Here is a 12,256-nt window from a genome sequence, read left to right as displayed (position 1 = left end):
AAGCCGATCACCTTCACTCACTGGTACGTCAGGACGCTGGGCATGCACGGATATCGTTCGCCAGTACGTATGTGAACAGTGCGAGTTCGAGGGTGGGGACCTGATGGTGCGAAAGAGCGGACGAAGATTGGTGTCGGCGGTGGCGCTCCTGTCGGCGATGGGGCTGACCGCAGGGTGCGGGGACAGTGCCGAGCCCGTCGAAGCCGGGAGAAAGCCGGGGCCGGCGACGAGCACGGCAGCCGGTAAGGCGGCGGAGCACTCCGAACCGCTGACCGCTGCCAAGCTGAAGGCCGCGCTGCTCACCGCGGACCAGGCCGTCGGTTTCGAGATCACGGGGAGCAGTTCTCGGGACGGGGCTGAACCGGACTCCTCCCTCGACGTCAAGGAGACCGTCTCCCCGGAGGTCTGCCGGCTTGTGAGGGAGGCCACCGGGGGTGATGGTGAGGAGGCTGCCGCGGCCTCGTCGATCATGTATCGGGCTGGGACCTCCATGGCTCCCAGGAGCACCAACCTGATGAGCTATCCGGAAGGGGCTGCACGGGCCCGCATGCAGCAGTTGCGCGAGGCCGTCGGGGCATGCAGCCGGTTCAGCTTCAGCAACACGTTCGGAAAGGCGTCCGTCACGACCGAGGCGCTGGACGTCCCGGCCCTCGGGGAGAACGCACTGCGCTACCGGACCTTGTCCCGGTTGGACGACGGAGGCTTCGCCTGGACCCTGGTGACCGCCGTACGGGTCGGAGGCGTCATCGCGACGATGGACGTCCTGGACACCACCGGGCCGATGCCACCCGAGAAGCTCGCCACGTTCAAGCCGGATCCGGGCCCCGACGAGGCGGCCATCGCCACTCTCATCGAGAACGTCACCACAGCCCAGAGCACCTGAACTCGACCACGGCCCGCCGCACGCCTCGGCTCGTTGAACGCATCGACGTTCTCGCGGTCCGGCTCCAGCTACCCCCGAGCACGCTCTCTCGCCCGTAAGACACCTTCGCTTCGACGGACTGGGAACTCTGACCAGCACACCACCGCCCACGCCCGAAGCTGTGTCCCGCGTGTGCACGTAGTTGGCCAGACAGGCCAACCACGCCGCTCAGTCACAGCCCGCCGCCTGTGACTTTGCTGGTCAGCGGGAGCAGTACTTGCAAGCGGGTGTCGCCGGGCTGGAATGCGACGTGGGTACTTCCGTGGCGCTACTGGGATGGCGCCCCAGGAGCAGCGGTCCAGGTCCGGTCCAGTGCTTCGCCGCTCCGGGGCCGCTGCGCGGGGTGGTTCTTCAGCCCGGTCTCGGTGCCCGGATGGTCACCCGGTGTGGCGCTGCATGCCCCCGAAGGTGGGCACGTCCGCTGCGGTCATGTCCTGGCGGAGCCTTACGTACCGGACGGGGTGCCGCCAGACGCCCGCGTCCTGGGCGGTGTCCCCGCTGATCTCCGCGATACATCGGGGCTCGACCAGCACCGGGATGAGATGGTCTCGGCTCCCCCAGCGGGCAGAGAATCGCACGCCGGTCCATGGGTGGTCGGTGTCGGCCCCAGTGAGCTGGTCGGCGACCTCAGCGGATGGTGTCGGCTTCAGCGGGACCGTCTTCCCGACCAGCCGCAGACGTCCGATCGCGTCGAGGCGGCCCAGGAGGAGGACCTGAGGGTGGCGCAGGGAGCCGGTGACGCCTCCGATGATCGCTTCTGTCGTGGCTCGTCGGCGGACCTTGTACCAGGACCCTCGGACGCCCGGGCGGTACCGGCCGGCCCGGCTCTTCACGACTACGCCCTCAACGCCCGGGACGTCGGTCCACTCAGTCAGCCACTCCTGCGCGACGGCGAGGTCGGTGGTCGACGGGCACAGCGTCCACGGCGGCGTCAGCCGATGGTCGGCGAACAGCGCCTCGAGGACCTCTCGGCGCCGCCACAAGGGCTCGTCCAAAAGCTCTCGGCCGTCGGCTTGGAGGATGTCGAAGGCGATGAAGTGCGCGGGCAGCTCGGCAGCCAGGACCCTGGCCTGGCGGACAGCGGTCGCGCGGCGCTGCAAGGCGGTGAAGCTGAGCTGGCCCTCTTCGAGGACGGCCAGCTCGCCATCGAGGACCAGGCCGCGGGGCAGCTGGGCGGCCGCGGCGACCAGATCAGGGAAACGTGCCTGGTACATCGCGCCGCGACGCGTCTGCAGCACCACCGGCTGCCCGTCCTCGACCGGGGTGAACAGCAGGCACCGGAATCCATCGAACTTGGGATCGATGAGCATGCCCCCCCCCGGCATAGCTCCGGGGAGCGGGATGGTTTCGCGTGCCTGGGCGAGCATGGGCTCCACGGGAGGACGCAGCACCATGCGGGGCTCCTTCCCGTGACCGGTCAGGCTTGGTCAGGTGTCCGGGTGGGCGTCCGTTTTCAGGGCCCATGCGCCGCCGGGGCAGCCTGCGGGGAACGGGGGGAAGCGGTGGCCCTTCACGTCGGTGCTCCAGTGGTGGGCCGCTCCGCAGTCACACTCGTAGATCCCGCTTTCGGGGACGATCTCGCCCGGGTGCCATGTTGTCTGCGCATCACTCATACCCTCTGGTGTACGTCTCCGCGTGACCGGCCGCGACTCAGGACTTCGTCGGCCACTTCACCGCAGTCGGCCGGCTCCGCAGCGACCTGGACATGGGGGACACCCGGGTGCACTGCAAGGGACTCTGCTCCAGGCGTCGGCATGGGCCCACGGTGGGGCGGGTGCTGGCCCCGCTGAGCGTCTGACCCACGACGACGCCTGTCCCCAGAGAGATCCAGGGGGTCGGGCGCCGTCGTTGTGCTGTCAGGCTGCCTTCCCCAGCCCGAGGCCAGGGTGGCTACGGCCCGGAGGTCAGCCAGGGCTACGGGGCGGGCTCGTAGGTGACGGTGGTGCCGGAGCAGTCCTCAGCCGTGCCGAGCAGGGCCTGGCGCTCGGCGTCGTCGACGGCCAGGTCCCAGCGGAGTTTCGTTCCCACCCAGGTCGCGGCGTAGGTGCAGTGGTAGGACGCGTCCGTGGGCATCCACTGCGCGGGGTCCTTGTCACTCTTGGACCGGTTGGAGGCAGCGGAGACCGCAATCAGCGTGTCCGGGGACCCCAGGTCGTTGGCGTACGCCTCGCGCCGCTCGGCGCTCCACGGTGTCTGCTCGGAGTCGAACACCTCTGCTAGCGGCACGAAGTGGTCGACGTCGAGCCGACCGGCGTCGCTCACCACCAGGCCGTCGTACGCGCTGCGCCACGAGCCCCCGGTGAGCTTGCAGCCGGCCGTGACCTCGGGTGCGTTCACGGCCTCGGAGAGGATGACCTCTCGGCGGGTGTCGCAGCCGTCCGTGGCGTTCAGTCCGCGGTTCCAGTGCTTGTAGAGGGTCCGCTGGTAACCCTCCCGGTGCTCCTCAGCGACTGGGAGCCGGTCGATCGCCTCGAACAGTCCCAGCGACCGTCGGGCCCCGGGGGCGCCGTCGGGGGTCTGCGCCGGGACGTAGGAAGTGAACGGGAGTTCTTCCACGGGCAGGGGGCTGGTGAGGGTGCCGGCGGAGGCGGGCGAGGCGAGCAGCGGCAGGGCGGCGAGGGCGAGCGCGGGCAGGCCGCGTCGCAGCAGGGAGATCATCACGAGACGTGATTAGCAGCCGCCCTCTGCCCGGCGGTTGGGCACCGACACTACGTCACCCGATCGCGACACTGGTTCACCTGAAGAAACGGAACACCCGCTGAGCTTGCCGTTCAGCCTCGGCGTCCGATGAGGCGGGCGAGTGTCTCGGTGGGCCAACAGAGCCATCCGAGAAGGGGGTGGGTGACGACAAAGTAGTGGGTGCTGGCCTGGCCCCGCTCCTTGTCCAGGATCTGTGGGGCGTCGTCGCGGTAGACGTGGCTGAGGTAGCGGCGGCGGATCGGCGCCCCTGCCACGAGCAACACGGGTGAGGCGAGGAGGATGGCCAGCGATATGAAGGTCTTCACGGCTCTCAGCTTGGCTCTTTCGGCTCTCGTGTCATATCGCATGTGCCCAGTGTGCTGATCCTCGTTGTCGACCGTCAGCTCGTTCTGCCGGGTCTGGCGCCTGCCCTATGGCCTTGTCCCGGGCGAGTGGTGGGCCGGTGGTTCATTGAGGCCAACGGACGCGCCGTCCGGCGGGTGACGACTTCGGGTGAACCGGGCCCCTGGCCCGTGACTGCGAGGGTGGCCATACATGTTGAGCCGTCCATGCACCGAATGATCATTTCTGCTGCTCTGGCCGCCATGCTCGTCCCCTTGGCCACTGCTCCCGCCCGCTTGTCGACGTAGGCACGGGCCGTCGTGGGCGTGGACGACGCACGCTGCCTAGTCCCGCGGGGGCGCCCGTCGCGAAGTCAAGCATCCCTTCCGCGGCAAGCCGCGCATCTGCTCCCCGCGCCCGCGGGGACGGTCCCGCGCCGCTCGCCCAGCGGCGATGCGGCTTCTGACGGTGTGGGCCCTCGTCCGCGGCCCTGCGTTCGTGCACCTCGACGGCAAGCTCGGCGTCTCCACTTCTGAGGTGGTCGCCACCCAGGTCCACACGGCTGTCCACGCGCTCTTCGACGACTCCCCGGCGATGTCCCCTACTGCCACACCGTCAGGGCGAGCGGCCAACTAGGGCCTCACGAGAACCTTCATCTGGCCCGACTGGGAACCGTGGTTGACCGGCCGGGCCGACTACGGCGCTCAGTCACAGCACCTCACTCGAACGGCTTCGGCTCACCCACGGGGCGTGGGGCGGGCATGTCGCCCGAGCTCGTTCACGCTCCAGTTTCCAAGGCTCGCGAGCCGGCCTTGAACCACCTCGAACATGTGACCTGCATCACTCATAAGATTTGCTTGCTTTGCGCAAATTTACGCAAAGTGTTGATCTTTGGATGTGTTTGCTGGTGGTGATGCTGGCGTTCGGGTGGCGTGGGATGGCTATTGATACTGGATGAGCAGTAGGGAACATCTGTGTGCCACCAGGGCTTGGCGCTGCGTAATCTTTCCTGGATTGCCTGTGCACACCTGCCGGGTGGGGGGCGTCGTCGTGAGTGAAGGGCGCACAACCGCGCACTTCCCGGGTCCGAAAAGTGCGCCCGGCTCTTCGTACGAGCAGAGGCTCTCGCCTGTGACGATGCAACTCGTTGGTGACCTGATGATGCTGGCGGTCGCCATCCGTGTCTTTGGTCAGGACGCGCTCACTCTGTTTCGCCGCCTGGCGGCAGCGGGTGTCCGGGCCGGGGTGAGCGAGATGAACCGCCACCCCCACGACGGAAAGGAAGGCCGGTGACCGAGAACCGAAGCCGCACCCGTCCAGGCGCCGAGCCGATGCCCCACCAGCCCCCCGACCACGCCTTCTCTGCGTTCCACCAGATGAAGCGCCCCCGCTACGTCCACTACGCCGAGACCTTCCTCCACAACCGCGACGACGCGGAGGAGGCAATCGACAGCGCCTTCGAGCATCTCTACCGGTCCTGGGACAAGGTCCTGAGCAGTGACAACCCGGACGGCTACGCCTGGACCGTCATGCGCAACAAGGTCACCGACCACGCCCGTGCCCGGAAACGAAGGCCGCTCCTGCTCGACGACGAGGCTTTCAACACGGTCGCCCTGCGCGACGCCGTCGACCCGTACGGACAGATCACCGAGTCCCTCGCACTCTTCCGGGCCATGCGCCAGCTCACCGAACGCCAGCTCGACGTCATGGTGATGACCTACCTCCACGGGCTGAACGCACCCCAGGTTGCCGACGCCCTCGGCATCACCAGCGCTACCGTCCGCTCCACGGCCCGCCACGCAACGCGCCGGCTGCGCAGCATCCTGGGCCCCGACCGCACTATGGAAGGACGTCGATGACCCCCCACATCACGGAGTTCCTCTCCCGCGCACGCCTGGTCACCACCCCCTACACCCAGCAAGACATCGACGCCGCCGAGGCCCGCCTCCACGCCCGGCTCCACGCCACCGCCACCCCGCCCCCACCCGCACCCGCCGTTACCCCGGAGGAGCCGACGGAGCAGGAGGCAGCCCAGAACCTGAACACCCTCTGCCAGACCGTCGTCACCCGCAAGAGCGCCCTCAGTACCCTGGACACCTTCCTCACCCCGCAGCTCCCCGAGCCCCCGGGAGCCCGGGTTCTGGGCTGCATCCTGCAACTCGCCGAGTCCGAGGAGAACGCCCGTTTCTGGTGGCAGTACGCAGCGGGCGCCGGCGATCCGGCAGCTTCCTACTGCCTCTACCTGCACCACCTCGCCCTCGGCGAGCACGGCGAAGCCGACTGGTGGCACGAGCAGACCGAGCGGATCCAGGGCGCTCTGCCCTGGAGCGACGATTCCACCGACGCCGAGCCCCACATCAAGAACGACGTATCCGATGCCGTTACCGACGCTCTCCACGCCGTGTCAACTACCGACGCGAGCCTGCTGCCCACCGCTCTGCGCATCCTGAACGCCCTCAAAACCGAACCAGCCCCCGTGCCGGCTCTGGTCGGTGCCGTACTCGACTACGTCCCCGCAGCCGTCGGTCCCATCGACGACTTCGAACTGCCCCTGCCCGCTCCCGGCTTCACCGACCACATCCGCACCCTCACCAAGACCGCCAGCGCACCCGCTCCCAGCAGACCGCGGGTGCGCAACCGGCTCCAGACCCGCCCCAAAAATCCGAACTCGCTCATCGCATCCGCGCGCCGGCACCCAAACTGGTGCTGGGGCTAAGAAGTGGCGCCCCCACGACAGCTCGCCATCGCCCCCACGCCACTGGGCGCTGCACAGCGGCCACCGGCGCAATACCGCCTGGTCCCCGGGCAGGGTCTGCGGGTCACGCCGGTGTGGTCCGGCTCACCGTTTTTGGGTGAAGGGTGTTGGAACATCCTTGGAAGGTGGTGCGTTCATCTGCGTGTGGGTACGGAGGGGACTGTGTCCCCGGGCCTCACCTATAGCCCATGGGGAAGATCGTTCGGCTGAAGCCCCATGGAGCCCTCCGCCGAGAGGCGACCACCCTCCGCACCCACACCCTTCTAGCCGCCCCGGCTGGCCTCCCCCGACCAGCCGGGGCTTTCCCACGTGCCCTGATCGCCCGGCAGGACCTTCTGGTGGCTATTCCGGCCCCGGGGATTTCGAACCGTGGTTGGCGCTGAGATTGATCATGGTCGTCTAGCACAACTTCGGGATGCGGGGTCAGGCTTCTCCGGAAGCCACACCGCCCTGGACGAAGACTTCGCCCGCGTCTCCCCGCTCAAGCACGCCGGTGGCGAGTATCGCCATGCGCAAACTCGATTGCCCAGAGCGCCCAGCCGGCCCCGCTGATGCTGCGGCCCATCCTCGAAATGGCTGCCAACATGTAGGACCACCCCCCAGCTCCACGCGTACGCCCGCCCTGGCAAGTGGCAGTGCTGCCTCCATGTCACTGCGTGCTTCGCCCAGCGGTGAAAGCTCCCGGCATCCCCCGCGGCCCACCGGAAATGGGTCTTCACCCTCGCCCCGCTCGGCACACGTACTACCTCACCCACGCCACAACAACCCCTTGCGCTGCCGATGACCGAAGCAGCCTCCACTGACAACACGTCACCGGAAGATCACTGTCAGCGGCATGGCCTGAACTGGACAACAAGGGGATCCGCCCGTTCGGCGGGGCAGGGCGTACACGGAAAAGCCCCGGCTGGTCGAGGGAAGCCAGCCGGGGCAGTAGGGGGCGTGAGGGCGGAGAGCGGTCGCCTCTCGGCGGAAGGCTCCACGGCGCCTCAGCCGAACGACTCCGCGCAGCGGGCGGGGTCAGCATGGAGGGGGTGTGGGGCAGCGGCGGTGGTGGTTGCGGCCCCAGGTCTCGGTGTCCACGGTGCGGCTGCGGGCGTCACGCAGGGTCGCGGTGTCGGAGTTGTCGTCCCAGACGTAGGCGCGGCGGTCCTGGAAGGGGTCGGTGCGGGTGTCGCGGCCGACGCCGGTGTGGTGACGGGCGGATCAGCGCGGCAGATGCGGTCGCGGTGCTGCGCGGACAAGGCCCCTCCCTCGTGACGCGGGTCGCGGCCCGGTGATTGCGAACGCTTCAACTGCGTCATTCGGCTACATGGATCAGCGGCCGTGCACACCGCGCCGTGGGCCTTCATGGGCGAAGGTGTGGCCAGGTGGGCTGCCCTTCTGTTCCGTTGCCTACATCGGCCGTAGCGGCGATTGGATGTCGCCAGTGGGTCTGAGCGGCGTCCCTGCTGATCGGTACGCCGACTGCTGGTCTGCCGGGCTCGCTTAGCGCACCGTTCTGTTTCCACTGCAATCTGATCGGGTACTCAGTGCCGGGGCGTGGAAGCCCGCTACGAAAGTCATGAAACATCTTCCGAGGGATGATTGCGGAACGAGGGAGAGGATCGGTGTGTGCGCACACGAACCACCCCGGTACTGGTGACTGACGCGGGGTCATCGAGCCTGCGTCTGACGGTCTTCGGGGACGGTGGTCAAGTCCTTAACGAACACCACAGTGACTCTCCGCCTGGCGAGGGGGCAACCGAATCGCTGCGGCAGTTGCTGAAGGAAGGGCCGGCTCCTACAGCTGTGGGTCACCGCATCGTCCACGGCGGATCGGAGCTGCGCGGCCACACTCTGCTGGACGACGCTGTGCGTGCCAGCTTGAACCGGGTTGCAGACCTCGCGCCATTGCACGTCCCCCAAGCACTGACCGTTCTGGACGCGGCTCGGGATCTGCTGCCGGGAGTTCCGCACGTCGCCTGCTTCGACACCGTCTTCCACTCCGGCTTACCCGTTGCGGCACGGGAGTACGCAGTACCTTCCAGCTGGCGCGATAAGTACGGACTGCGCCGCTACGGCTTCCACGGCCTGTCCTACGCCTGGGCGCTGGCCCGCACCGCTGAACTCCTCGGCCGCCGTCCCGAGCAGCTGCACCTGGTGATGGTGCACCTCGGCGGTGGCTGCTCCGCCTGCGCGGTGCGTGATGGGCGCAGTGTCGACACGACGATGGGCTTTACGCCCTTGGAGGGTCTGGTGATGAGTCATCGCAGCGGCAGCATCGACCCTGGCGCCCTGACCTGGCTGCTCACACGGAAGAATGTGTCTGCGAACGAGATCGAGGACGTTCTGAACCACAGGTCCGGTCTGCTCGCCCTCTCCGGCACTTCGGACGACACGCGCGACCTGGTCCGCAGCCGGGCGGCAGGCGACGAGCGCGCCGCACTCGCCCTTGACGTCTTCACCCACCAGTGCCGTCGTGGCATCGCCGGCATGGCCGCATCCTTGAGCCGCCTGGACGCTCTCGTTTTCACCGGCGAGATCGGCGAGGACCAGCCTGAGGTGCGTGAGGAGGTGTGCGCCGGGCTGTCTGTGTTCGGCCTCACGGGCAGCCTGCGACCACTGGTCGCCGAACGTCCCGAAATCATCAGCGAGCCCGGCGCGCGAGTTGCCGTCGTGGTCGTCCCCACCGGAGAGGCTCAGCAGATCAACGTTGAGACCCGGGCTCTCTTGGCTCAGCGCTGAGGCGGGCCGACGCCACCGCCACGTCGGCATTCGGAGTTCACACACAGGGCCTGACGCTTGCGGGGATGTCCGATGCTTCGAAAAGCCTAGGGATCAGGCATGACGAGAGCGCCGGTCAAACGGCAGCCACGATGTACCGGCTCTTGGGGACGTGTTCTATGAACGTTGCTCAGCCTGGTGTCGTGCGCTGCTGCCGCTCTCGCAACCAGCAGACAGCGCGGGCGTCGTGGGCAGCGGGCGAACACGCTGCTGCGCAGTCACGAGACCGGCGGGGGCGGGAGCACGGGCCGAGCCTGAATCCGACGCCCGGACGCACACATCACGGTCGAAGGAGCGGACCTCCCGACTCCAGGGCGGGGTAATGCGCTTGCCCAGCTCTTGTACGAGGCATCAGCCGGATCCGCCCAGGACGATCTTCCACACTCGGGTCGCCACCTGGAGGTTGAGCCGGTCCTCGACGTTCGCGAGGTCGTTGCCGCTGATCTCGCGGATGCGCTGGAGTCTGTAGCGCAGCGTGCTGCGGTGGATGGCGAGGGATGCGGCGGTCTCGTCGTAGTTGCCGCCGCAGTCGAAGTACCGGGCCAAGGTCTCCGCCATGGCCGAGTTGTTTCGGGCGTCGTAACCGATGAGTTGCCCGAGCCACTCGTGGACGAACGCCTCCAGTTCCCGGAAATCGTTGCCAGGCCCCAGGATGCGATAGAGGCCGAGTTCGTCGAAGAACGTCATGCCGTATGGCTTGCGTGAGTGGCGGCGCACTTCCAGGGCGCGCTGTGCCTCCTGATAGCGCTGGGGGATGTCGTCGGGGGAATCGCACGGGGCGCTCACGCCGATGCTCCCGGACGGCGCCCCCGTTTCCAGGGTGAGCGCCTCGTACAGCGCTCGAGCGGGCGGCCTGTCATCAGCGAGCAGGACCACGTGGTCGGAACGTCGGGTCAGCAGTGAGCGCATGCCCACGGCAGAGGCCACCCGGCCCACAATCTGCGCGAAGGAATCGTCCGCAGTCCGGTCCGACCACTGCACCACGACGATGTAGTGGCTTCGGTGCAGGTCGTGTCCGACTGCCTCGGACCGGGCGTAGGCGCTGGTCTCGTCCGTTCCTGCCAGTAGGTCGTCGGCCAGCTCGCGGTGCAGCCTCAGTTCCACTTCGGCCAGGTTGCGCAGGTGCGCCAGCTCCGGGGCGAGCGACGTGGCGGCCTGTTCCAGAGCGAGCACGGTGTGCTCGTCTGCCTCGCCCTGGGGATCGACCAGAGCCAGCATGCCCAGGACCTCGCCGTGCGGGCGGACCAGAGCGATCAGCCGGCCCTTGATCCGCGCCGGCCCGGCCTCCCGGGCGACAGCGTGCAGCAGTTCGTCCTGGCGCACAGGGTCCGGTTCCGGATAGGGGTCGGGCCGGTCGGGGCCGGCCCAGGACCTCAGCCGACCGAAGCGGTCCTCGACCAGTGCGGGGAGTCCGGTCAGCCCGTGCAGGGCGTGGGTGACGGCCTCCTCGGCATCGCCCGAGGCGGCGACGTCGGCCATGCGTGCGTGTACGGCCCGCTGGTACGTCAGCTCAGCTACAAGGGCGATCAGCTGCCTCTGGAGGGCTGCGCGTTCCTCCCTGAGCCGGTGCAGCTCCAGGGCATCCTCGCGTCGGCGGCGGTGTGCGACCGCAACTGACAGCGCAGCAGCGGTGTGCAGGACGAGTGCGGCGAGTAGGGACCGCTCGGCTTCGGTGGGCTGGGAGCGGGACGTCACTACGAGGTAGCCGTGGAGTCTCTCAAGTCCGCGCAGCCCAAGGGCTTGGCCCCGGGGCCTACCGGGTACGGCCACAGGACCGTCCTGTCCGGCCAACTCCCGCACTCTCCGGTCCACGGTCAAGGCGTGATCCTGGCGGTTCCTCGGGCTGGGGACCAGGTCACCGTCCGCTTCGAGGTAGCCGGCCTCGGCGCTGTACGGCCCGGCGGCGGTTATGTGGTCCATGGCCAGGCGCAGGATCTCGCTTTCGTCCGGGGTGCCGAACAGGGTGCGGGACAGCGCTGTGAGCTCGTGGAGGGCATGGTCGGCGGGGGGCAGAGCAAGTGGGTGGGGCTCTTTGTGTGCGGCTGCGGGGGGTCGCCGGGGGCTGCCCCGCGCCATACTGCCCTCCCGGTCGGAGCGGCGGTACAGGTTGTGCGGCCGACTTCCGGCCATGGGATCACTCCCGAGCCCTCAGAGGGCGAGGCAAGCGTGTTTTGACACCCGCTCGCGAGCCACCCCGTGCGATATGTCCGTATCTTCACTCTAGTACTCGTTGGGCGACCGGGCGCGTGCATTCCTGGCCGGCCAGGCGCAGGCGTCGAGCCACTCGGCTCGCCATCCTGGGTGCGTTGGAAAACCTCCGCACCTAAACCCGCAGGAGGGGCACAGCGATGACGGAGCAGCATGACAGGCCGGCTGACTTGTACGGGACTTACCGGCTGGTTATTCGGTCTAGTGAACCCCCCGGCCCCGTCGTCCCCGTTTGTTCCTCCGGCCAAGGGCTGAGCCTGGGAGTGCTGGTCACGGAGCTGTTCGGCATGCTCTTGCAGTTGCGCGTCGGTGCGGTTGCCGGAGTTGTGCACCGCTCCGCGCTACGCAGCCGAACCGGTACGAGGTGATCGCGGCGACGCGATACCTGGCGCGCTGTCGTCTCCGATGCCCGGGCGGCGGTCAAGGAAGAGGCAGGCGTGGAGCGTGTGCGGCCACTGGCCTCCGAACTCCGTCCGCTCCCGCGCCAGTTCCCAAGCTCGCCCGCAAACACCATCCCGACGTCAACAAGGACCCGGCGGCGGAGGAACGCTTCAAGGACCTCAACGAGGCATACAGCGTCCTGTCCG

At 68.2% G+C, this 12,256-nt stretch carries 11 protein-coding genes and 2 pseudogenes; 7 read left to right on the top strand and 6 right to left on the bottom strand.

The features are described from left to right. Positions 1-103 precede the first annotated feature (103 nt). Entirely contained in the window at positions 104-883 is a 780-nt protein-coding gene (locus tag ACFWFI_RS02690; RefSeq protein ID WP_387384623.1) for a hypothetical protein, read from the top strand. Between the two features lie 416 nt (positions 884-1,299). Here the strand turns inward: ACFWFI_RS02690 and ACFWFI_RS02685 are convergent, their stop codons facing one another. From ACFWFI_RS02685 to ACFWFI_RS02670, 4 genes are all read right to left on the bottom strand, one after another. Continuing rightward, positions 1,300-2,316 (bottom strand): ATP-dependent DNA ligase, encoded by a 1,017-nt coding sequence (locus ACFWFI_RS02685; protein ID WP_387384621.1) that lies wholly within the window; start codon positions 2,314-2,316, stop codon positions 1,300-1,302. Positions 2,317-2,349: 33 nt separating this feature from the next. Further along, the gene (locus tag ACFWFI_RS02680; protein ID WP_387384619.1) at positions 2,350-2,535 is read right to left on the bottom strand and encodes a hypothetical protein; all 186 of its coding nucleotides are present in this window, start codon (positions 2,533-2,535) and stop codon (positions 2,350-2,352) included. A 301-nt stretch (positions 2,536-2,836) separates the two neighbouring features. Then, complete coding sequence (locus ACFWFI_RS02675) at positions 2,837-3,580, bottom strand: HNH endonuclease family protein (protein ID WP_387384717.1); 744 nt, start codon at positions 3,578-3,580, stop codon at positions 2,837-2,839. Between the two features lie 113 nt (positions 3,581-3,693). After that, positions 3,694-3,969, bottom strand: coding sequence for a hypothetical protein (locus tag ACFWFI_RS02670; RefSeq protein ID WP_387384617.1), 276 nt, complete (start codon positions 3,967-3,969; stop codon positions 3,694-3,696). Between the two features lie 427 nt (positions 3,970-4,396). Between ACFWFI_RS02670 and ACFWFI_RS02665 the strand changes: the two genes are divergently transcribed. The 4 genes from ACFWFI_RS02665 (at position 4,397) to ACFWFI_RS02650 (ending at position 6,659) form a co-directional block, all read left to right on the top strand. Beyond that, a complete protein-coding gene (locus ACFWFI_RS02665) occupies positions 4,397-4,579 on the top strand; it encodes a hypothetical protein (RefSeq protein WP_387384615.1) in 183 nt (60 codons plus the stop codon). 495 nt (positions 4,580-5,074) lie between these two features. Next, positions 5,075-5,236 (top strand): hypothetical protein, encoded by a 162-nt coding sequence (locus tag ACFWFI_RS02660; protein WP_387384721.1) that lies wholly within the window; start codon positions 5,075-5,077, stop codon positions 5,234-5,236. Then, positions 5,233-5,802 (top strand): sigma-70 family RNA polymerase sigma factor, encoded by a 570-nt coding sequence (locus ACFWFI_RS02655; protein ID WP_387384613.1) that lies wholly within the window; start codon positions 5,233-5,235, stop codon positions 5,800-5,802. Before ACFWFI_RS02660 ends, ACFWFI_RS02655 begins: the two co-directional genes overlap by 4 nt. Next, positions 5,799-6,659, top strand: a complete 861-nt coding sequence (locus ACFWFI_RS02650; RefSeq protein ID WP_387384611.1) for a hypothetical protein — start codon at positions 5,799-5,801, stop codon at positions 6,657-6,659. The genes ACFWFI_RS02655 and ACFWFI_RS02650 overlap by 4 nt, the downstream gene beginning before the upstream one ends. A gap of 1,056 nt (positions 6,660-7,715) precedes the next feature. Here ACFWFI_RS02650 and ACFWFI_RS02645 read toward each other — a convergent pair. Beyond that, positions 7,716-7,901 (bottom strand): annotated as a pseudogene (locus tag ACFWFI_RS02645) (hypothetical protein); the annotation flags it as partial. Positions 7,902-8,336: 435 nt separating this feature from the next. Between ACFWFI_RS02645 and ACFWFI_RS02640 the strand changes: the two are divergent. Continuing rightward, positions 8,337-9,422 carry an acetate/propionate family kinase gene (locus ACFWFI_RS02640; RefSeq protein WP_387384609.1) on the top strand — a complete coding sequence of 362 codons (1,086 nt, stop codon included), beginning with the start codon at positions 8,337-8,339 and terminating at the stop codon, positions 9,420-9,422. Positions 9,423-9,812: 390 nt separating this feature from the next. On the opposite strand, the gene ACFWFI_RS02635 is transcribed toward ACFWFI_RS02640, so the two are convergent. Then, the gene (locus ACFWFI_RS02635) at positions 9,813-11,591 is read right to left on the bottom strand and encodes a PucR family transcriptional regulator (RefSeq protein ID WP_387384607.1); all 1,779 of its coding nucleotides are present in this window, start codon (positions 11,589-11,591) and stop codon (positions 9,813-9,815) included. A gap of 571 nt (positions 11,592-12,162) precedes the next feature. On the opposite strand from ACFWFI_RS02635, the pseudogene ACFWFI_RS02630 reads away from it, so the two are divergent. After that, positions 12,163-12,256 (top strand): annotated as a pseudogene (locus ACFWFI_RS02630) (DnaJ domain-containing protein); the annotation flags it as partial.

The sequence above is a fragment of the Streptomyces sp. NPDC060209 genome, from assembly GCF_042728155.1.
Taxonomy (GTDB): Bacteria; Actinomycetota; Actinomycetes; order Streptomycetales; family Streptomycetaceae; genus Streptomyces.
Note: the sequence above shows the minus strand (reverse complement) of the source record. Positions and strands in the feature narration are given on the sequence as shown.